The following is a 20,819-nucleotide window of genomic DNA, read 5'->3' on the forward strand; positions in this document are numbered from 1 at the left end:
CGGTCGGCAAGGTGCGGTAACAGGGAGGAAGCGTCTCGTGAGCAGCAGGCCATCCCGAGGCGCTGCTCGCCTCGCAGCCATACTCGACGCGCTTCCGGATGCGTTGGTCCTGGTCAACGCTAATGGAACCGTCGTCAACGCGAACACGATCGCGCTTGAGGCCTTCGAGGCGCCGGGCACGGCGCTGGTCGGGCGCGGACTGCTCGATCTGCTGCCGGAGTTCGACTCCCGGCTGATCCCGGGCTCCATGCGGCGGCCCGAGTCCATGGATCCGCGCGGGCGGACCAAGCCGACCCGGATGATCGCCCGGCGCACGGACGGCAGCCAGTTCCCCGTCGAGGTCACCAGCGCCAACCTGGAGAACGGGCAGCAGGCCTACGACGGCTCAGGCAACACCTCCGACGAGCTGCTGATGATCGTCGTACGCGACCTGTCCGGCACCGTCGACACCGAGGCCGAGCTGGCGCGTTCGCAGCGGCAGACCGAGATGATCCTGCGTGCCGCGGCCGAGGGGGTCGTGGGGACCGACACCGACGGGCGGATCGTGCTCGTCAATCCGGCCGCCGCCCAGATACTGGGTTACCGGGCCAGCGACCTCGGCGGCAAGGAACTGCACACGCTCATCGTGCACTCGCGCGCCGACGGCTCCCCCTTCCCGTACGAGGAGTCGCCGCTCGCCGACACCCTGCGCTCCGGGCGCAAGCACCGGGTGCGCGGGCAGGTGCTGTGGTCCAGGAGCGGGGACAAGGTCTCGGTCGATCTGACAACCGCGCCCGTGCGGGACGGCGACCAGCTCGTCGGCGCCGTGATGACCTTCACCGACCGGCGGCCGTACGACTCGCTCGCCGAGGAGAAGGAGACCGCGGACAAGCGGCATGCGGAGGAACTGGAGCGGCTCTCCGAGGAGCACTCCTCCGACCTCACCGCGCTGCGCCAGCGGCACGTCACCGAGGTCGAGGAGCTCACCGAGCGGCACGAGGAGGAGCTCGCGGCGGGCGACGACCGCTACGCCGCACTCGCCGAACGCGAGAAGGACCGCTTCGAGGCGCTCGCCGGACGCCACGACCAACTGCTCACCCTGCTCGGCGGTTCGTTGCGCGGGCCCCTCGACGAGCTGCGCCGCGAGCTGGCGGCACTCGCCGCGGACGACGCCGGCCAGCTGTGGCCCGAGGCCAACCAGGTGCTGCACCACCTGTCCGCCGGGTACTCGCGGATCACCCAGCTCATCGACAACGTCCTCGGGTATCAGCGGCTCGACGCCGGTACCGACGACATCTCTCGTACGAAGGTGATGCTCGACGCCGTCGTCGCGGCCGGCGTCGACGGGGCCGTGGAGCTGATCGGGCCCGGGCGCGTCCAGTTCGCCGTGCACGCGCCGCCCATCGAGGCCGAGGTCGACCCACAGCGCCTCGCCACCGCGCTCGCGCATCTCGTCGCGGACGTCGCGGGCGTCGACGCGACCGGGAACTCTCCGGTGTCCGCGGGCGGTTACATGGACAACACCGTCGTCGTGGCGGCGGCACAGCGCGGGGAAGTCGTACGGATCGAGGTGCGCGGGCCGTACACCGGGGGAGACCCGGTGCACGAGCCGATCGTGCGCGGGATCGTGCGCGCCCATGGCGGTGTGCTGCAGACGCATGAAGTGCCGGGCATGAGCGGCAGTGCCTACGTCCTTGAGGTGCCCCTCGGGGGTGGGGCGGGCGCCGTCGCGGCTCCCGCACCGGCTCCGGGCACCGAGGTCGCCCTTCCCGAGCAGGCCTCCGGTGGCGGGCGGCGGCGGGCCCGACGGTCCTCTGTCGACGCCTTCCTGGAGAGCGACGTACCCGGCGAGGGCGCCGGCTCCGAACCGGAGGGCGCGGCTCCTGGCGCGGTTCCCACCGGGCGGCGCAGGAGGCGTGCGGCCGAGGAGGCCACTGCCGCCGCCGAGGGCGTTGAGGGGTCCGGCGGTACCGGGCGGCGGCGTGGGCGGCCGTCCGACGGCGCCGGTGACGTCGACAGTACGGTCGAAGAGGCAGCCGGAGGTGTGTCCTCGGGCGCCGTGGTGACCGCCGCCGAGCAGTCCGCCGGGGCCGCCGCCTCGGGGTCCGGTCTGGGCGGGGCCGTACCGCCGCAGGGCGTTCCCGCACCCGCCGGAGGGCGCCGCGCTCGGCGCGACTCCGGTGAACAGCACGCGCTGCCGCCCGCGTTGCCCGCGGCTTCCACTCCGTCAGGGGCGGCGGCCGAGGGGCCGGACGGGCAGTCGAGCGGGCGCCGTCGACGTGCGCTGGCCGCCGCCACGGAGCGCGCCGCCGCGCAGGAGGCCGGTCCCCGCGCGGTCTTCGCCCTGCCGCCCGCCGAGGCGGACCGGACGCCGGAAAGCACGGTGCCGGCCGCCGGCCATGGGCAGAACGCCGTCGCCGTCCCCGGGCAGGGGGTTCCGGGCGCCGGGTCGTTCGACGAGGGCCGGCATGACGCCGTGCCGCATGACCAGGCCGATGACCACACGCCGCCGCAGGCACATCCCGCCAGCGCCCCGACGGGGCGACGTCGACGGGCTGTGGGGCAGCCAGGAGGAGCTGCGGTCGAGGGTGCCGGGACGCCCGCGCAGATCGGTGTGCCTGTTCAGGGTGGTCCCGGGCAGCCGCTTCAGCCTGGCGTGACCGTGCCCGCGCAGGGGGTCGCTCCGGGGCAACCGGTTGCTCCACAGACGCAACCGGTTGCCGGACAGGTGCCCCAGGGGCAACCGGTTTCCGCGCAGGCGGCCGCGACGGCCGCCCAGCAGGTCCAAGCCCCGGCGCCGGCGTCCCAGCCGCAAGGCGGACCCGTCCCCGTCCAGAACGCGACCGGGCAAGTCGCCCTGCCGGCACAGCAGCCCGCCCCCACTCCCCAACTCCCCGCGCAGGCCGTGCCCGCTCAGGGCACCCCGGGTCAGCCGGCCCCGCAGCCGTGGCCCGGCGCCGACGGCACTCCCGGCGCGGGCATGCCCGTACCGGCGAACGGCGCCGCCGCCCCCGTAGCACCGAACCCGGCCCCGAACGCGCCGCAGCCCACCCCCGCCACCACCCCGTCGGCAGGCACCCCGCTGCCGCCCGAGCAGGCGACGGGGCAGTCGCGGGCGGCCCAGCCCCTGCCCGCCGAAGCCGCGGCGGCGAGCGCGCCGGTCGATCCGAACTCCACGCAGGGGCGGGCGATCAGTGTGCGGACGCTCGGGCAGGGGGTGCCGTTCAGCCGGCAGGCCGCGCAGGTGCAGGCGCCCCAAGCGCCGCAGGCGCCCGCCGCGCAGTCGCAGTCGGCCACGCCGCCTCCGCACCAGACGAGCGGTGGCCGTCGGCGCAAGCTGGGTACGCGCCCCGATCCGGCCGGCGGGCGTCCGGACCAGGGGGCCCGTCCGCATCCGTCGGGCGAGCAGCCCGTCGCACAGCCGTCGCTGGCCGGGCAGTCGCGGCTCGCGCAGGGCAGCACCGACGGCGCCGGACGGTCGTACGCCATAGGGGCACCGGACGTGAACGCCGACGAAGGTCCCGAGCCGCTCGACGGTCCCGGCGGGGCCGTCGAGGTGGCGGACGCTCCGCGGCCGCAGCCGATGGACGACGAGCTGCCGCCGGAGCCGCTGGACAACCCGCGCCGGCTGCTGGTCTGGCCCGCGCCGGACGTCACCACGCAGCAGGCGCTGAGCGACCGCGGCTACCGGCCGGTCATCGTGCACTCGCGCGAGGAGGTCGACGCGCAGATCGCGGCGTTCCCGGCCGCGCTGTTCGTCGATCCGCTGACCGGGCCGATCACGCGGACCGCACTTCAGTCACTGCGGCAGGCCGCCGTGGCGGCCGAGGTGCCGGTGATGGTCACGGCCGGGCTCGGACAGGCGACGCGCGAGGCGGCGTACGGCGCCGATCCCGCCGTACTCCTGAAGGCGCTGGCCCCGCGGGACACCGAGCAGCACCCGCCGCGCGTGCTGCTGATCGAGGAGCACGCGGAGATCGCGCTGGCGTTGACGGCGACGTTGGAGCGGCGCGGGATGCAGGTGGCGCGGGCGGCCAGTGACGCGGATGCCGTGGCGCTGGCGGGGCAGTTCCGGCCGAACCTGGTGGTGATGGACCTGCTGCAGGTGCATCGGCGCCGGGCCGGGATCATCGACTGGCTGCGGGCGAACGGGCAGCTCAACCGCACCCCGCTCGTCGTGTACACGGCCGCCGTCGACCAGGCCGACCTGCCGCGGCTGGCGTCCGGGGAGACCGTTCTGTTCCTGGCCGAGCGGTCGACCAGCGGCGAGGTGCAGTCGCGGATCGTGGACCTGCTGGCGCGGATCGGGACCAACGGAGGGTCGGTCTCCGCCTGATTTCGTACGGTTGTTTCGTACGGCTATGACGTGCGCGTACGCCGGGCCGGGCACTCTGGGTGCCCGGCCCGGCGTACGTCTGTGTGCTGGTCGGTTGGGGGCGGTCAGAGCTGGGTTACGTCCAACTCCCCGGCCGCGTACTGCCTGCGCAGCACCTTCTTGTCGAACTTTCCGACGCTCGTCTTCGGGACCGCCTCGATGATCGTCCAGCGCTCCGGGAGCTGCCACTTGGCGATCTTGCCCTCGTCGGCGAGGAAGGCGCGCAGGGACTCGAAGCCGGCGGTGGAGCCCTCCTTGAGGACGACCGTGGCCAGCGGGCGCTCGCCCCACTTCTCGTCGGGGACGGCTACTACGGCGGCCTCGGCGACGTCCGGGTGGGACATGAGCGCGTTCTCCAGGTCGACCGAGGAGATCCACTCGCCGCCTGACTTGATGACGTCCTTGGCGCGGTCGGTGAGGGTGAGGTAGCCGTCGGGGGAGATCGTGCCGACGTCGCCCGTCTTGAGCCAGCCGTCCTCGCTGAACTTGTCGGCGGGGCGCAGGGGTTCGGCGTCGGGGCCGTTGTAGTAGGCGCCGGCGATCCAGTTGCCGCGGACCTCCAGCTCGCCGGCCGACTCGCCGTCCCAGGGGAGGCGCTCGCCGCCGGGGCCGGTGAGGCGGGCCTCGACGCCGGCCGGGAAACGGCCCTGGGTGAGGCGGTACGCGAACTCCTCGTCCGTGCCGACCACATGGGCCGGCGGGCGGGCGATGGTGCCGAGCGGGGAGGTCTCCGTCATGCCCCAGGCGTGGCAGACCCGCATGCCGAGCTCGTCGAACGCGGTCATGAGGGAGGGCGGACAGGCCGAGCCGCCGATGGTGACCTGGCCGAGGGAACTGACGTCACGCGGCTTGGCGGTCAGCTCGGTCAGCAGGCCCTGCCAGATGGTGGGGACGGCCGCGGCGTGCGTCGGCTTCTCGCTCTCGATCATCTCGGCGAGCGGGGCGGGCTGCAGGAAGCGGTCCGGCATCAGCATGTTGACGCCGGTCATGAAGGTCGCGTGCGGCAGGCCCCAGGCGTTGACATGGAACTGCGGGACCACGATGAGCGAGGTGTCCTGGTCGGTCAGGCCCATCGACTGGGCCATGTTGACCTGCATGGAGTGCAGATAGACGGAACGGTGGCTGTACACCACGCCCTTGGGGTCGCCGGTCGTCCCGGAGGTGTAGCACATGGCCGCGGCCCGGCGCTCGTCCAGCCCCGGCCAGTCGTACGTCGTCGGCTTCCCGGCGATCAGTTCCTCGTACTCGTGCACCTGCACGGACGCGCCCGCCAGCAGCGAACGGTCGCCCGGCCCCGACACGACCACGTGCTCGACCGTCTTGAGGTGCGGGAGCAGCGGGGCGAGCAGTGGCAGCAGCGAACCGTTCGCGAGCACGACCCGGTCGGCCGCGTGCCCGACGATCCAGATCAGCTGCTCGGGAGGGAGGCGGAGATTGAGCGTGTGCAGGATCGCGCCCATGGAGGGGATCGCGAAGTAGGCCTCGACGTGCTCTGCGTTGTTCCACATCAGCGTGGCCACACGCTCGTCGTCCACGACCCCGAGGTCCTCGCGCAGGGCGTGCGCCAACTGGGCCGCGCGAGCGCCGATCTCGGCGAAGGAGCGGCGCTGCGGCTCCCCCTCACCGGTCCAGGTGGTCACCTGCGACGTTCCGTGGAGCACCGACCCGTGGGTCAGGATCCTCGAGATCAGCAGCGGTACGTCCTGCATCGTGCTCAGCACGGCGTCCTCCCGGGGGCGACATTGCCTACGCGGTAGTAAGGGTTGGGCTGATTCTGCGCACATACCGCGCGGTATGTCACTAGGGCCGGGTGATCGATCACGTCACGTTGCGTTCACAGAGGTCAGCGGCTAGGGCCTGTCCGGCGGATCAGGTCGCAGGAAAGCGGCGGTGCCCCGTCATCACCGGTGAGCGGGGTCTGGTGCGTGCAGCTGCAAGGCGGAGGAGGGAGTCGACGCGGAGCGTCGGCGAGTGACGACAACGCGGCAGATGTGCGTGCCAGACCCCGCGTCTGCGACAGGATCCGCCGGACAGGCCCTAGCGGGCGAGCACCAGCTCGGGGTCCTCCCTGAGCTTGCCGAGCGCTCGCGACACCGCCGACTTCACCGTGCCGACGGACACGTCGAGCACCTCCGCCGTCTGCACCTCGCTCAGGTCCTCGTAGTACCGCAGGACGACCATCGCCCGCTGCCGGGCGGGCAGCTTCATGATCGCCCGCCACATCGCGTCGTGCAGCGCCTGCTGCTCCGCCGGGTCCTCCCCGGCGGGCAACGGCTCGGGCTCCGGCATCTCGTCGCACGCGAACTCGTCGACCTTGCGCTTACGCCACTGCGACGTACGCGTGTTCAGCAGCGCCCGGCGCACATAGCCGTCCAGCGCCCGGTGATCCTCGATCCGCTCCCACGCGACGTACGTCTTCGTGAGCGCGGTCTGCAGCAAGTCCTCCGCATCGCACGGGTTCGCGGTCAGCGACCGGGCGGTACGCAGCAGCACCGGCTGCCGCGCCTTCACGTAGGACGCGAACGACGGGTAGGTCGGGTGCTTCGGATGCGGGGTCTGCATCGCTGATGCAGCGGCGTTCGAAGCGCTGGTGCAGACGGGTGTGGTCATGGCTCCACGCTATGAGCGACCCCTCCTCCGGCGGATCGGCCGCAGGTCCCGAAGACGACTCCCCCTCAGGTTGTAGGGGTGGGGCTGGCTCCACCTCCTGAGGGTGGACGAGCGGGGTACGCCTACTACGGGTTCACCCCTGGGGGCTACTGCGGGCCTACCACGGGAGCACTCCCCCCTTGTCCATCCAGGGCAAGCACCAGCCCCGACGTCGGCACGCCCGTCCCCGCTGTCACCAGGACTCGGCCCGCGCCCGGTATTCGGTTCACGGCCGTGCCCCTCAGCTGCCGTACGCCCTCCGCGATCCCGTTCATCCCGTGCAGATACGCCTCGCCGAGCTGTCCCCCGTGTGTGTTGACCGGCAGCCGCTCCTCCGCCATGAAGTCGGCCGCCTCCCCCTTTCCGCAGAAACCGAACTCCTCCAGCTGCATCAGCACGAACGGCGTGAAGTGGTCGTACAGGATCGCCACGTCGATGTCGGCCGGGCCCAGCCCGGCGGTCCACCAGAGCTGGCGGGCCACCACGCCCATCTCCGGCAGGCCCGTCAGGTCGTCGCGGTAGAAGCTGGTCATCTGCTCCTGTGCGCGGCCCGCGCCCTGGGCCGCCGCCGCTATGACGGCCGGCGGGTGGGGCAGGTCGCGGGCCCGCTCCAGGGACGTGACGACGATGGCCTGTCCGCCGTCCGTCTCCTGGCAGCAGTCCAGCAGCCGCAGCGGCTCCACTATCCAGCGCGAGGCCGCGTGGTCGGCGAGGGTGATCGGTCTGCCGTGGAAGTACGCCGCGGGGTTCGTCGCCGCGTACTTGCGGTCCACGACCGCCACCTGCCCGAACGCCTCCGGCGTCAGTCCGTAGGTGTGCAGATAGCGCTGGGCCGCCATCGCCACCCAGGACGCCGGGGTGAGCAGCCCGAACGGCAGCGACCAGCCGAGCGCCGCCCCCTCCGCCGACGGCTCCCGGTGCTGAACCCCCGAGCCGAATCTGCGCCCCGACCGCTCGTTGAAGGCCCGGTAGCAGACGACCACCTCCGCCACCCCGGCCGCCACCGCGAGCGCCGCCTGCTGGACGGTCGCACAGGCCGCGCCGCCGCCGTAGTGAACGCGCGAGAAGAACGACAGCTCGCCCATCCCACAGGCCTGGGCCACCGTGATCTCCGGGCTGGTGTCCATCGTGAACGTGACCATCCCGTCCACGTCGGCCGCCGTCAGCCCCGCGTCCGCCAACGCGGCCCGCACCGCCTCCGCCGCCAGCCGCAGCTCACTGCGCCCCGAGTCCTTGGAGAATTCCGTGGCCCCGATACCGACGATCGCGGCCCGTCCGCCGAGGGCGTCGCGGGTGCGGGTGCTCATCCCTCGTCCTTCCTCGGCATGGCGACCGTCACTGTGCCGGTCACGTGTCTGCCGATGCCGTTGGCCCCGACCACCCGAACGTTCGCCGTGTCGCCATCCACCTCCTCGACCTTGCCCGTCAACACCATCGTGTCGCCCGGGTAGTTGGGTGCCCCGAGTCGTATGGCCACCTTGCGAAGGGTCGCTCCCGGTCCGAAGTGGTCCGTGATGTACCGGCCGACCAGGCCGTTGGTGGTCAGGATGTTCATGAAGATGTCGGGGGAGCCCTTCTGGCGCGCCAGCTCCGCGTCGTGGTGCACGTCCTGGTAGTCCCGTGACGCGATCGCGCCGGCCACGATCAGCGTACGGGTGATCTCGATCTCCAGCGGCGGCAACTCGTCACCGACCCTCACCTGCCCCATGTCCGCGCCTCCTCGCCGCTCTCCCCGCTCACGATCAACTCCCCCATTTCCTGCAGCACTTCGGCACCGCATCCCAGATACGCGTCCAGCTGCCGCCCCCACAGGAAGTGCCGGTGGACGGGATGATCGAGGTCGGCCCCCGTGCCGCCGTGCAGATGCTGGCCGGTGTGGACGACGCTCCGGCCCGCCTCGGACGCCCACCACGCGGCGGTCAGCGCCTGCGTGGCGTACGGCAGCCCCGCGTCACGCCGCCAGGCCGCCTCGTACGCGGTCACGCGTATGGCCTCCGTGTCCATGTACGCGTCGGCGGCCCGGAGTTGGACCGCCTGTTTGGCGGCCAGGGGGCGCCCGAACTGCTCCCGGGTGTTCGTGTGCGCCACGGCCCGCGCGAGCGACCCCGCACAGACCCCGGCCTGGAGACCGGCGAAGGCGGTACGGGCGGTGGCCAGGACGTCGGCGTACGCGCCCCCTCCAGCACTCTCGTCGGCGCCCCCGTCGCCGAGGAGTTCGGCCGGCGCGCCGTCGAGTGTGAGCCGCCCGGCCGACCAGGGGGCGGTCAGCTCGACCGGCTCTGTCCGGGTGGCGTCCGAGAGCGGCGCCAACCACAGCCGACGGCTGTCGTCCGCAATGAGGACATGCGTGGCGTCCCGGAGCCAGGGGACGACCGGGACGGTGCCGGTCAGTCCGCCGTCGGCAGACCCCCGTACACCCCCCTGCGCCGGAAACGCCCCGCTCACCACCACCGACCCGTCCCCGATCCCCGGCAACAACCGCTCACGCTGCTCCACCGAGCCATGGGCCGCCACCGCCAGCAGCCCGTACACGCACGTCGCCGCGAACGGCACCTGGGCCGTCACGCGCCCCTGTTCCTCCAGGAGGAGGACGAGGCCCAGCAGGCCCAACTCCTCCACCGCGCCCACCAGTCCGGACGCGCACAGGGCCTTCCAGAGCTCGGGGTCGCTGTCCGTGCCGGCGGCTCGCAGCCGCTCGTGTGTGGACAGGTCGGTGAAGATGCGGGCGGCCAGATCGCGGGCCGCGGCCTGCTCCTCCGTCGGTGTGAAGTCCATGTCAGCCCCCGCTCCCATGGCCGTCGTGAACCCGGAAGACCGGCAGCATCAGCGGGCCGTCACCGTCTCCGTCCACATCCCTGCCCCCGCCCCCGTCATCCTCGTACCGCCGGAATTCCAGCCGTACCGGCAGCCCGATGCGGACCTTGTCGTACGGCACCCCCACCACATTGCTCACCATCCGCACGCCCTCCGCGAGTTCGATCAGGCCGACCGCGTAGGGAGGGTCGAAGGCCGGGAACGGGGGGTGGTGCATGACGACGTACGAGTAGACGATGCCCTCGCCGCTCGCCTCCACCGTGTCCCAGTCCGGGCTGCCGCAGGCGTTGCAGCCCGGCAGCCAGGGAAAGCGCGGGGTGTCGCAGGACGTGCACCGCTGGATCAGGAGCCGGCGTTGCTCCACGCCCTCCCAGAAGCCGGCGTTGTCGCGGTTGACCACCGGGCGCGGGCGCCTGGCACCTCCCGAGCTCTTCGAGGTGGCCCGTCTGCCCCGCGCGGGGGCGTACTTGAGGATGCGGAAGCGGTGGGTGCCCGCCGGCTCGCCGCTCGCGCGGACGTCCATCCGTGTGGTGACGAAGTACCCGGTGCCGAGCTTGGTCGTCTTGCGGTCCGACACCGACTCGATCACCACGTCGAAGGTGATCTCGTCCCCCGGGTGCAGGGGCCGTAGATACTCCTGCTCGCAGTCGGTCGCGACCACCGAGGTGTACCCCGCCTCGTCGAGCAGGCCGAGCAGCTCGTCGTACGCCGCGCTGCGCCCCTCGTGCCCGGAGAGGCCGCCCATGGTCCATGCCTGGAGCATCGTGGGCGGGGCGACGGCGTCCGGCCCCGCGTACGCCGGGTCGGTGTCGCCCATCGCCTCGCACCAGTGCCGGATCATCGGCTCGTTGACGGGATCCTTGCCCACCGCGGCGACGGCGGCCGCCCGCCCCTCGTACGCCTTCAGCCTCGTCCCCAACTCGTCCATCTCATCTGGCTCGTCCAACTCGCCTGTCACCTCCGCCCCCTCGTCATCCCGAGCCGCATCGTCGCGACGATCTCCCGCTGCACCTCGCTCACCCCGCCCCCGAACGTGTTGATCTGCGCCGCCCTGTTCAGCCGCTCCAGCTCGCCGTCCCCGAACACCCCCGGCGACCCCGAACGCACCAGCCCCGACAGCCCGTCCGTCCCGGCGACGTGCTGACATATTCGGTACACCGCCACCGCCGATTCGGTTCCCACCACTTTCACGCCGCTCGCGTCGCCGGGGGCCAGCCGGCCCGCCCCCACGTCCGCCACCAAACGCCAGCTGAGCAGGCGCGTTGCCGCCAGCCGGGCCTGTGCCTCGGCCAGTGCCGAGCGCACCCACGGCTCGTCAACCCGGCGCCTGCCGGTCACCGGATCGGGGGTGCGCGCCGCCTGGAGCGCGGCCGCGTAGAAGTCCTCGGCCTGCATGCCGATCGCGGCGAGGGCGACCCGTTCGTGGTTGAGCTGGTTGGTGATGAGCTGCCAGCCCTCGTGGAGGGTGCCGACGAGGTTCTCCGCCGGGACGCTGACCCCGTCGTAGTAGGTGGCTGTCGTCGTCTGACCGCCCACCGTCTCGATCGGGGTCCAGGAGAAGCCGGGGGCGTCGGTGGGGACGAGGATGATCGAGATGCCGTGGTGTTTGCGGGGTGCGTCGGGGTCGGTGCGGCAGGCGAGCCATATCCAGTCGGCGTTGTGGGCGTTCGAGGTGAAGATCTTCTGGCCGTCGATCGTCCAGCCCCGCTCGTCACGCACGGCCCGGGTCCGCAGCGAGGCCAGGTCGGTACCGGCCTCCGGCTCGCTGTAGCCGATCGCGAAGACGAGCTCCCCGCGCAGGATCCGGGGCAGGAAGTAGTCCCGCTGCTCCTGGCTGCCGTAGCGCATGAGGGTCGGTCCGACCGTGTTCAGCGTGACCATCGAGACCGGGGCGCCCGCGCGGTACGCCTCGTCGAAGAACACGAACTGCTCGTCGGCGCCCCGGCCCTGGCCGGCGTACTCGACCGGCCAGCCGAGGCCGAGACGGCCGTCGGCGCCGATGCGGCGCAACAGCGCGCGCTGTCCTTGGGGGTCGTCCGCGCGGGGCGGCCCGTCGGGCATCAGGTCGCGGAAGTACGTACGGAGTTCGGCGCGCAGGCGTCGCTGGCGCTCGGTGGGGGCGAGGTGCACGGCGGCGGGCCTCCTGGACCTCGTACGAACAATGGTTTCTGACTGTCCGTCAGATACAAACCACTGTCAAGGTCGCTCCCGCACGGGATGACGGCTCACGAAAAACGTCTGCGCGGCGGCACCGAAACACCGCCGCGCAGACGCGTTACCACCCCACAGAGCACCCCCCGCAAGGGAGTTGGCGGGTTACCAGAGGCTGGCGAAGTTGATGGCCACGTTCTCGTTCCCCTGGTTGATGGCCGTGAACGCGGAGCCGTTGACCTGGGCGGTGTTGCTCTGGTTCGAGGCGCCGGAACCGATCGCCTGCTGTTGCGTGGTGGACGAGTTGCCGTTGTTGTCGTGTCCGACCCCGCTGCCGCTGACCGTCGCCACACCCGCGTTCGATCCGTCGTCCGCGAAGGCGCCGTTGTCGGCCGCCGCGACGCCGGTGAAGAGGGCGGCTGCGAGCGGCAGTGCGGAGACGGCGGCGATGACGCGGGCGGTACGGATGCTTGCCATGTTGTTCCTCCAGAACAGGCGCAGAGCTTGAAGTACGTGAAGCCAGAACTGCGGCTTCTGCCAAGGCAGTTGGCCGACCGCCTCGGTGTGCTGCACGACGTCGCGAGACCAGAGTTGCCCACCGAATCCCCGGCGAACCACCCCGGAAGCCCCTATTCCACCTCAAGTGTGATGACAAGTCGATAAACCCCCTTTGCCACCTCTGAAGCCGCAGCTCAGGGCAGTAAGGGCAGCAGCCCCCAACTGCCGCAAGGGGGGAAACGTTCCGCCACTTTTCCGGCCAATCCGACAGACCCGGCGAGTCGCACCCGCCCCCCCTTCCCTTTTTCGAACACTCGTACGAACATGGAGTCATGGCCACCACCGACCGGCAGGCCACGACGCTGGCCCTCGCACACGCCCTGTCAGCCGCGGAACGCGGACTGGCCGTCATTCCTCTGTCCCGGACGAAACTCCCGGCCCTGCGCTCCCCGCACCGAGACGACCCCGCGCCCGAGCCGTGCCACGGCGAGTGCGGCCGCCTCGGCCACGGGATCTACGACGCCTCGACCGACCCCGCGCGCATCCGCGAACTGTTCGCCGCTGCCCCCTGGGCCACCGGCTACGGCATCGCCTGCGGGCTCCCCCCACACCACCTCATCGGCGTCGACCTGGACACCAAGTCCGGCACCGACTCCTCCGCGGCCCTGCGCGAGCTCGCGCTGCGCCACCTGTTCACGATCCCCGCCACCGTGGTCGTCCTGACCCCCAGCGGCGGCCGCCACCTCTGGCTCAGCGGCCCGCCGGACACCGTCGTCCCCAACTCCGCGGGCCGCCTCGCCCCCGGCATCGACATCCGCGGCGCCGGCGGCTACCTCGTCGGCCCCGGCTCCCGCACCGAACACGGCGTGTACGGCACCGCCCCGGGCACCGCACACCTGGCCCCCGCGCCCTGCCCGCGAGCCCTGCTACGCCTCCTGCTTCCCCCGCCCCGCACCCACCACCCCACGCCCCCGTCCGCCGGCCAGCACGGCCAGGGCCTCGTCCAGTTCGTCCTCGCCGCCCACGAGGGCCAGCGCAACACCCGCCTCTACTGGGCCGCCTGCCGCGCCTACGAGAACGGCATCGGCCCCGACCTGATCGCCCCGCTGGTCGAGGCGGCCGTGAACACGGGTCTCACCGAACGCGAGGCCCGCGCGACGATCGCCTCGGCGGCCCGGATGACGGGGCAGCGTCCGTGAGAAGCGGGGCGGGCAGCGGGGCCGCAAGAACCAAGGGAACCAAAGGAACCAGATGCAAGACCGTTTCAGAGCGCCGACCATGTCGCTGGCCCGGGTCGTCCTCGCCTCCGGCCGCTCGCTCGACCTGGCCGACCTGCGGCTCTCCTCGACGTACGGCGGAACACCGGTGGGCTATCCCTGCAAGCCGGTCAACGAGCTGAAGATCAAGGGCCTGCTGCGGTCCGCCGAGCGCGCCTACCCGGCCGCGCCGGTGCACCTCGTTCCCCCTCCGCGGGAGTACCCGGACCAGTACGCGGGCGCCCTCGGCCCGGTGGAGGTGCTGCCGGCGGTGGCCTGCGTCGGCACCTTTCACTCCACACCCCTCGACCCGAACCTGGATGCCTCCCACCTGACGGTCATCTGGTTCCAGCCCACCTCGCGGATGCCGTCGGGGTGCGATGCGGAGAGCGGGCTCCGGGAAGTGGCGTGGGAGGAGCTGGCGCGAGACTACGAGCTCTGAGCGGCCCGAACCGACCGCGTTGCAGTGGCCCTTGGCCTGTCCTCAGGACTGATACGGCTGCTGCTGCGGCTGTCCGTGCGCCTGGCCGCCCTGACCGCTCGCGGTCTGCGCCTGCAGCTGCTCCGCCTGCTCCTTGGTCACCTTCGACTCCGCGCCGCAGAAGGTGCACTGCGTCGTGTACTTCGTCGAGAACGGGAACAGCGGCACGAAGAACAGGGTGAACTTCGTGACCCGCTTCCTGAGCGTGTGCGCGGCGGGGTTGCCGCACTGGCCGCAGACCAGGGTCAGTATCGCGAGCTGGTACAAGTACCCCTTGGTACCGAAGATGATCACGCCATTGGCCCTTCTTCTTGGGAATGCCGTAAGGGGTGTCCCTCCATGAGGAACACCCCTTACCGCGAGCGCGGTGGGTGTGGGATTTGAACCCACGGTCACATCGCTGCGACGACGGTTTTCAAGACCGTTCCCTTAGGCCGCTCGGGCAACCCACCCCGCGCCGGCCGGTGATCGGCGGCGCGGGGACAAGAGTAACGGGTCGGGAGTGCGGTGCGTGGGGTCAGCTGTCGCCGACGCGGGAGCCCAGGGTGAGTTCGACCGTGTTGGTCTTGCCGTCGCGCTCGTAGGTGATCTTGACCTTGTCGCCGGGCTGGTGGGTCCAGATCTCGCCGATCAGGGTGGGGCCGGAATCGATCACGTGGTCGTCGAGCTTGGTGATGACGTCGCCGGGTTTGAGGCCCGCCTCGGCGGCCGGGCCGCCCGCCTCGACGGCGTCGGAGCCGCTGGCGCCCTCTTCCGTGATCTTCGCGCCGCCGGTGCCGTCCTCCAGGGAGACCGAGGCGCCGATCTTCGCGTAGACGGGCTTGCCGGTCTTGATCAGCTGCTGGGCGACGTACTTCGCCTGGTTGATCGGGATGGCGAAGCCCAGGCCGATGGAGCCGGACTGGCTGGTGCCGCCCAGGCCGCCGCTGCTGGTGGACTGGATCGCGGAGTTGATGCCGATGACGTTGCCCTGCGCGTCGAGCAGCGGGCCTCCGGAGTTGCCCGGGTTGATCGACGCGTCGGTCTGCAGGGCGCTCATGTAGGAGGCGTTCGAACCGCTGCCGTCACTGGAGGCCACCGGGCGGTTCTTCGCGCTGATGATGCCCGTCGTGACCGTGTTGGACAGGCCGAAGGGCGCACCGATCGCGATCGTCGAGTCGCCGACGGCCACCTTGTCGGAGTCGCCCAGGGCGAGCGGCTTGAGGTTTGACGGGGCGTTCTTGAGCTTGATGACGGCGACGTCGTAGCCCTGCGCGTGGCCCACCACCTCGGCGTCGTACTTCTTGCCGTCGGGGAAGGTCGCCGTGACCTTGCCGCCGTCCACCGCGTCGGCCACCACGTGGTTGTTGGTGACGATGTGGCCCTCGGTGTCGAAGACGAAGCCGGTGCCGGTGCCGCCCTCGCCGCTGCTGCTCTCCGCCTCGATGGTGACGGTGCTCGGCAGCGCCTTCTCGGCCACGCCGGCGACCGTGTCGGCGGCGCGTTTGACCTCGCCGCCGCTGTCCGAGGCGGAGACCGTCGTCGAGCTGGAGGAGTCGTCGTTGTTCTTGGCCAGCGCGTAGCCGAGGCCACCGCCGAGGCCGCCCGCGACCAGCGCGGCCACCAGGACCGCGGCGATCAGGCCACCGCGACCGCCGCCGGGCTTGGGCGTGGGCTGTTGCTGGTACGACGCACCCCAGGCGTCGCCCGAGCCGGCGCCGCCGTCCGCGTACGCGGGCGTGGCGGGCGGCGGGGGCGGCCAGGAGGCGTCCGGGGCGGACCCCGTGCCCTCGGGCCCGTGCGGTCCGGTGGCTCCCGACGACGCGTAGGCCGGGGCGGGCCCCGCGTGCACCAGCGGCTGCTCCGGTGCGCCGGGGGCGTCCTGGGGCACCGCCGGGATCGGAGTCGTCGGCGCGCTCCCCTCGGGCGGGGCTGCGTGCGGGGAAGCTGCGGGAGTTTCCACCGGCACGGGAGGTGCGGACGGGGCCGGGGGTACCGCAGTGCCCTCGTTCTCGGTGCTCACAGCTTTTCTCCTCGATCCACGGCTGTTGTCCTCGGTCGCACTCGGTCACGCTCACTCATGCCTGTGGACGGTCCGGCGCGATTCAGCTGTGCGATTGCTTTTGTATGCCGTCAGCTTTTCCCACAGGCCGTCAGAGCACCATAAGCGGTGCCTGTGGGTCTGTGGCCAACGCTTATATGAGACCTTTCTGGCGTGACGGCCGCATTCCGACATCACCCCGATCCCCGGGATACCCCTTCTCGGTGGCACCATGACGCGGTGACCCACGCACGGCAGCACCGGATTCAAGTCGTCGCTCACCGCGGAGCCTCCGACGACGCTCCCGAGCACACCCTGGCCGCGTACAAGAAGGCGATCGAGGACGGCGCCGACGCCCTCGAGTGCGATGTACGGCTGACCGCGGACGGCCATCTGGTCTGCGTTCACGACCGTCGCGTCAACCGTACGTCCAACGGCCGCGGAGCGGTCTCGGCCCTGGAGCTCGCCGAGCTGGCCGCCCTGGACTTCGGGTCCCGCAAGAACCGCGACGTCTGGAAGACCCGCGACGAGGAGCCCGACTGGGAGCACCTGCCCGAGGATCCGGCGGAGACCTCCGTCCTCACCCTGGAGCGGCTCCTCGAGCTCGTCGCCGACGCGGGGCGCCGGGTGGAGATGGCCATCGAGACCAAGCACCCCACGCGCTGGGCGGGCCAGGTCGAGGAGCGGCTGCTGGTGCTCCTGAAGCGTTTCGGGCTTGACGCGCCGGCCTCGGCCGCCGAATCTCCCGTGCGCGTCATGAGCTTCTCCGCGCGCTCGCTGCATCGCGTGCGTGCCGCCTCGCCGACGCTGCCGACGGTCTATCTGCTGCAGTTCGTCTCGCCCCGGCTGCGTGACGGACGGCTGCCGGCGGGTGTCCGGATCGCGGGCCCCTCGATGCGGATCGTGCGCAACCATCCGGCGTACATCGAGCGCCTGAAGCGGGCCGGCCACCAGGTGCACGTGTGGACCGTGAACGAGCCCGAGGACGTCGACCTCTGCGTCGACCTGGGCGTTGACGCCATCATCACGAACCGCCCGCGCGCGGTACTGCATCAACTGGGTCGCTGATCGGTCACGGCCCTTGACCCGGCCGCCGGGCTGAAGCAGCCTGACGCCCTCGGCCACACCATCGAAATCAAGCCACTCGGCTACAGGGAGTGCTCCGGCGCGTTCGGCCCGTGTTCGATCGTTGCGAATGCGTCACCGTACCTGGGTTGGCCGGTTTCCGGTTCAGGCCAATGGGGCATCCACACCGTGGCGTGGGGCGAAGGAGGTCTCGGGGGTGGCGTTGGTGGTGGCACAGGAGGTGCCCACGTCGTCGAGCATGGCCGTAACCCATGGCCCTGCGGGCGTGGGCCAGGCAAGACACCGAATGCGTGATCAGTTGCGTACGAACGGTGTTTCGGAATCGGTCATCGACGATGCCGTACTGATCCTTTCCGAACTTTTGAGCAATGCGTGCAAACACGGTCGGCCCTTGGGTGACGCTCTGGCCGGGGACGGTGACGTCCGGGCCGCGTGGCGTGTGGACGGGGGCGGCAGGCTCACGGTCGAGGTGACGGACGGTGGCGGCCCGACCCGCCCGGCTCCGGCCACCCCCTCGGTGACCGCGCACGGCGGCCGCGGGCTGAACATCATCACGGCACTGGCCGACGACTGGGGCGTGCGGGACGACGCCCGGGGCGAGGTCACGGTGTGGGTCGTCGTCCACGACGACATGCACGACAGGGACGCCCGCCACCGTCGCGACGACTTCGCCGCGCGCGTCGTGGCCCCTCGGGTTCCGTCCATGTCGGACATGGACTTCGCGGACGCGTTCGACGACCGGGACTGAGCCGGCCCGCTGACCGAGCAGACCCCCTGCATCGGCATGGGGCGGGACAGCCGGCGCGTTGTCCACAGGCCGTGCGTTGTCCACAGGGTCCCGTCCGTCAAGGCGTGAACGGCTAGGCTCCCGCCCGTACGAGACGAGCCGTAACCGGGAGACACCCACGATGGCCAAGAAGCGACCCCAGACGAAGGCCCAGCGGCCTCAGCTCACAGACGCTGAGATCCCGGTCGTCGGTGCCCGCGAACCCTGCCCCTGCGGCAGTGGCCGCCGCTACAAGGCCTGCCACGGCCGGGCCGCCGCGCACGCCGTGACCGAGCTGGTGCAGCGCCCCTTCGAGGGCCTGCCGAGCGAGGGCGACTGGGTGGCCCTGCGCGAGCTGGTGCCGGCCGCCACGGTCGAACTGACGCTGAAGGACGGCCTTCCCGAGGGTGTCCCGTCGGTCACGCTCGCCACGGTCCTGCCGATGGCCTGGCCGGCCCTGCGCCGCGACGACGGCTCGGTGCTGCTCGGCCTGCAGAACGACACGGCGTCCGGCGACATCAGCCGCGACCTCGCCGACACCCTCCAGCGCGCCCTTGAGGCCCAGCCCGGCACTCCGATCCAGGGCCGCCGTGCCCCGGCCGAGGGTCCGCGACTGCAGGATCTGCTCGCCCCCGAAGGCGCGTTCGAGCCAGTTGTGCACGAGGGCTTCGAGTTCTGGGTCCCGGACTCGGAGAACGCCACACCGGACGTGACCGCGTCCCTGGAGCGGGCCAACGCCGCGGCGATCCCCACCGTGCGGCTGACCGGCGTGGACGCCGCCTACTGGTGCGAGACCCCGGACAAGAACCACCTGCGCTGGGTCATGCCGTACGGCGAGGAGCACCTTCTGGACGCCCTCGCGCGGCTGCACGCGGCCGGGACGTCGAGCCTCGGGGAAGGCACGCGCCTCGTGGGCTCCTTCCGTGCTCACGGGCTCACTGTGCCGGTCTGGGACCTGCCGAGCGGGGTCACCGCGGAGGACGTCGAGAAGCCGGCGGCCGAGTTCGCCGAGCGCCTCACCGCGGCGCTGGCCGTGGACGCGCCGCTGACCGCCGACGAGCGCCGCGCGCGCGGCGGCCTGACGAACCGACAGGTGACTCTCAGCTGAGTCACGGCCAAGGTCTTCGGAGCGGCTGACTGGTCGGTCAGCCGCTCAGGCCCTGGTGAATCGGGTGAGTCCAGTCACAACTCCCCTTTCTGACAGGCGAGTCGGTGGCCAATTCCCCGACCAAGCCCGGAGATCGAATTTGCGAACGGCCGATCTCTTGTTACCGTTCCAATAGCCCGGTTGCTGGTGCATCCCCCGTCGCCAGCAACCGGGTCTTTCCATGCGCCACGACTCGCGGACGGCACCCGGCCCGACCCACCGCAGGTCAACCGGTCTCAGGCTCCCCGGGATTACTCCCGGAGCGCAGCAGCAACGGTCCCCGCCCGGACGCTCCCGCGAACTCCGCGACGGCCGCATAGGCGTCCAAGTGCCCCTGAGTGCGCTCACGCGGCGTCTCACACGTCCCCGGCTCGTCCTCCGCGCCGACCGCGCAGTGCATCTGCACGGTGCGGCCTCCCGGCCCCATGAGGCTCAGTACGGAGTCCAGCGCGCCGCCGGTCACATTGCGGTAGTAGGTGCGCGCCCAGGTGTCCTCGCCCTGCGTCAGGACACAGGTCTGCGCCTCGATGCCGTCGGGGGAGGTGAGTTCGGGACCGCAGCGGGCGGCGGTGGCCAGGCCCAGGCCGAGCAGCAGCGGGGAGCCGCTGGGCTCGGCGGAGGGCGCCTTGGCGTCTTCGCGAGGGGTGGACCGTACGCCATCGGAACGTTCGGCGTCGGAACGATCGGCGGCGGGACGTACGACCGCGCGGTCGTCGTCGCCCACGGGGCCCGCGGACGCCATGGCCAGCGGCAGCGCGACCGCGCACACCACGGCGCCCGACAGGGCGAGCAGGCGAACTCTTCGGGGGTCTGGGGGTCGTCCCCCAGAATGTCGCAGCATGTAGCGGAAGATAACGAGGTTGGGCGGGCGCCCGGTTCGGCGCGCGCCCGACACCCCTACAACTCGGGCGCGCTCACACCCGTACGAGTGAGCGCCTCGACCACGGCGTCCACCACGGCCTCCACGTCCGGCACCCAGGGCGAGGCCGAGCCGGGCAGTGGTGCGCGCTCCCAGCGGATCTGGCCGTGGCCGGTCTCGGACGGGGGCAGCGCGATATAGCCGCCCTCGCCGTGGAAGCGGAGGGAGTGGGGCACGAAGTCCTTGGCGTAGAGCAGTTCGCCCAACTGCTCCATGGAGTACGGCTTCACGAGCAGCGCCCACCTGGTGGGCGAGGCGACGACCGGGCCGAGGCGCATGCCCATGCGGTCGAGCGCCTCCAGGGCGCGGGCGGCCGCGAGGGCGGGCAGGCTGACCGCGCACGGGGCCGTGCCGCCGGTCGCGAGGACGATCGGCGCGGTGGGCCGGTTGCTCCACCACCAGCGCACCATGCGCTCGTCGGTGGTGGCCGCGAGCAGGCCGGGGTCGAAGGGGTGCGCACCGGGCACCGTGCACTCCGGGTCCGGGCAGCCGCAGCGGGCGCGGCCCTGCGGGTCCGCCGCCACACCCGGGAGTACGGGCCACTGCCATTCCGTCGCGAAGGTCAGGGCAGCGCCGATCAATTCAGGCCTCCCGTCGTTTCGCTTGGGGCTCAGCTTGGAGTTCAGCTTGGACAGGAGCCTGCGTCGCCTTCCGAGCTTTCCGAGGATCTCGCGCATG

At 71.7% G+C, this 20,819-nt stretch carries 18 protein-coding genes and 1 tRNA gene; 6 read left to right on the forward strand and 13 right to left on the reverse strand.

Annotated elements, in window-relative coordinates:
• The first annotated feature begins 37 nt into the window (after window positions 1-37).
• Window positions 38-4,315 carry a PAS domain-containing protein gene (locus tag AC5DRG_RS26395; protein WP_491801916.1) on the forward strand — a complete coding sequence of 1,426 codons (4,278 nt, stop codon included), beginning with the start codon at window positions 38-40 and terminating at the stop codon, window positions 4,313-4,315.
• 104 nt (window positions 4,316-4,419) lie between these two features.
• Here the strand turns inward: AC5DRG_RS26395 and AC5DRG_RS26400 are convergent, their stop codons facing one another.
• The 8 genes from AC5DRG_RS26400 to AC5DRG_RS26435 all read right to left on the reverse strand — a co-directional run bounded on the left by AC5DRG_RS26400 (window position 4,420) and on the right by AC5DRG_RS26435 (window position 12,445).
• Window positions 4,420-6,063 carry a long-chain fatty acid--CoA ligase gene (locus tag AC5DRG_RS26400; protein WP_491813161.1) on the reverse strand — a complete coding sequence of 548 codons (1,644 nt, stop codon included), beginning with the start codon at window positions 6,061-6,063 and terminating at the stop codon, window positions 4,420-4,422.
• A 328-nt stretch (window positions 6,064-6,391) separates the two neighbouring features.
• On the reverse strand, window positions 6,392-6,964 hold the full coding sequence (locus AC5DRG_RS26405) for a SigE family RNA polymerase sigma factor (RefSeq protein ID WP_491801917.1): 573 nt from the start codon (window positions 6,962-6,964) through the stop codon (window positions 6,392-6,394).
• A 146-nt stretch (window positions 6,965-7,110) separates the two neighbouring features.
• Window positions 7,111-8,310: a lipid-transfer protein gene (locus AC5DRG_RS26410; protein ID WP_491801918.1), complete on the reverse strand. Its 1,200-nt coding sequence runs from the start codon at window positions 8,308-8,310 to the stop codon at window positions 7,111-7,113.
• Window positions 8,307-8,702, reverse strand: coding sequence for a MaoC family dehydratase (locus AC5DRG_RS26415; protein ID WP_491813162.1), 396 nt, complete (start codon window positions 8,700-8,702; stop codon window positions 8,307-8,309). The genes AC5DRG_RS26410 and AC5DRG_RS26415 overlap by 4 nt, the downstream gene beginning before the upstream one ends.
• Complete coding sequence (locus tag AC5DRG_RS26420; protein WP_491801919.1) at window positions 8,699-9,778, reverse strand: acyl-CoA dehydrogenase family protein; 1,080 nt, start codon at window positions 9,776-9,778, stop codon at window positions 8,699-8,701. Before AC5DRG_RS26420 ends, AC5DRG_RS26415 begins: the two co-directional genes overlap by 4 nt.
• A gap of 1 nt (window position 9,779) precedes the next feature.
• Complete coding sequence (locus AC5DRG_RS26425; RefSeq protein ID WP_491813163.1) at window positions 9,780-10,745, reverse strand: bifunctional MaoC family dehydratase N-terminal/OB-fold nucleic acid binding domain-containing protein; 966 nt, start codon at window positions 10,743-10,745, stop codon at window positions 9,780-9,782.
• A gap of 26 nt (window positions 10,746-10,771) precedes the next feature.
• Window positions 10,772-11,947 carry an acyl-CoA dehydrogenase family protein gene (locus tag AC5DRG_RS26430; protein WP_491801920.1) on the reverse strand — a complete coding sequence of 392 codons (1,176 nt, stop codon included), beginning with the start codon at window positions 11,945-11,947 and terminating at the stop codon, window positions 10,772-10,774.
• A 186-nt stretch (window positions 11,948-12,133) separates the two neighbouring features.
• Window positions 12,134-12,445, reverse strand: coding sequence for a hypothetical protein (locus AC5DRG_RS26435; RefSeq protein WP_491801921.1), 312 nt, complete (start codon window positions 12,443-12,445; stop codon window positions 12,134-12,136).
• 353 nt (window positions 12,446-12,798) lie between these two features.
• Between AC5DRG_RS26435 and AC5DRG_RS26440 the strand changes: the two genes are divergently transcribed.
• Together AC5DRG_RS26440 and AC5DRG_RS26445 are read left to right on the forward strand one after the other, a co-directional pair.
• Window positions 12,799-13,665: a bifunctional DNA primase/polymerase gene (locus AC5DRG_RS26440; RefSeq protein WP_491801923.1), complete on the forward strand. Its 867-nt coding sequence runs from the start codon at window positions 12,799-12,801 to the stop codon at window positions 13,663-13,665.
• Window positions 13,666-13,717: 52 nt separating this feature from the next.
• Window positions 13,718-14,164: a hypothetical protein gene (locus AC5DRG_RS26445; RefSeq protein ID WP_491801924.1), complete on the forward strand. Its 447-nt coding sequence runs from the start codon at window positions 13,718-13,720 to the stop codon at window positions 14,162-14,164.
• A 42-nt stretch (window positions 14,165-14,206) separates the two neighbouring features.
• On the opposite strand, the gene AC5DRG_RS26450 is transcribed toward AC5DRG_RS26445, so the two are convergent.
• From AC5DRG_RS26450 to AC5DRG_RS26460, 3 genes are all read right to left on the reverse strand, one after another.
• Window positions 14,207-14,497: a zinc-ribbon domain-containing protein gene (locus AC5DRG_RS26450; protein ID WP_491801925.1), complete on the reverse strand. Its 291-nt coding sequence runs from the start codon at window positions 14,495-14,497 to the stop codon at window positions 14,207-14,209.
• 71 nt (window positions 14,498-14,568) lie between these two features.
• Window positions 14,569-14,655 (reverse strand) — tRNA-Ser (locus tag AC5DRG_RS26455).
• Between the two features lie 65 nt (window positions 14,656-14,720).
• The gene (locus AC5DRG_RS26460; RefSeq protein WP_491801926.1) at window positions 14,721-16,205 is read right to left on the reverse strand and encodes a S1C family serine protease; all 1,485 of its coding nucleotides are present in this window, start codon (window positions 16,203-16,205) and stop codon (window positions 14,721-14,723) included.
• Between the two features lie 258 nt (window positions 16,206-16,463).
• On the opposite strand from AC5DRG_RS26460, the gene AC5DRG_RS26465 reads away from it, so the two are divergent.
• The 3 genes from AC5DRG_RS26465 to AC5DRG_RS26475 all read left to right on the forward strand — a co-directional run bounded on the left by AC5DRG_RS26465 (window position 16,464) and on the right by AC5DRG_RS26475 (window position 19,183).
• A complete protein-coding gene (locus tag AC5DRG_RS26465; RefSeq protein WP_491801927.1) occupies window positions 16,464-17,291 on the forward strand; it encodes a glycerophosphodiester phosphodiesterase in 828 nt (275 codons plus the stop codon).
• A 127-nt stretch (window positions 17,292-17,418) separates the two neighbouring features.
• A complete protein-coding gene (locus AC5DRG_RS26470; RefSeq protein WP_491801928.1) occupies window positions 17,419-18,057 on the forward strand; it encodes an ATP-binding protein in 639 nt (212 codons plus the stop codon).
• Between the two features lie 160 nt (window positions 18,058-18,217).
• Window positions 18,218-19,183 (forward strand): DUF5926 family protein, encoded by a 966-nt coding sequence (locus AC5DRG_RS26475; RefSeq protein ID WP_491801929.1) that lies wholly within the window; start codon window positions 18,218-18,220, stop codon window positions 19,181-19,183.
• Window positions 19,184-19,448: 265 nt separating this feature from the next.
• Here the strand turns inward: AC5DRG_RS26475 and AC5DRG_RS26480 are convergent, their stop codons facing one another.
• On the reverse strand, window positions 19,449-20,063 hold the full coding sequence (locus tag AC5DRG_RS26480) for a hypothetical protein (protein WP_491801930.1): 615 nt from the start codon (window positions 20,061-20,063) through the stop codon (window positions 19,449-19,451).
• A gap of 56 nt (window positions 20,064-20,119) precedes the next feature.
• The gene (locus tag AC5DRG_RS26485; protein WP_491801932.1) at window positions 20,120-20,818 is read right to left on the reverse strand and encodes a bifunctional DNA primase/polymerase; all 699 of its coding nucleotides are present in this window, start codon (window positions 20,816-20,818) and stop codon (window positions 20,120-20,122) included.
• Window position 20,819 lies beyond the last annotated feature (1 nt).

This window comes from Streptomyces sp. JLBG701, assembly GCF_058544905.1.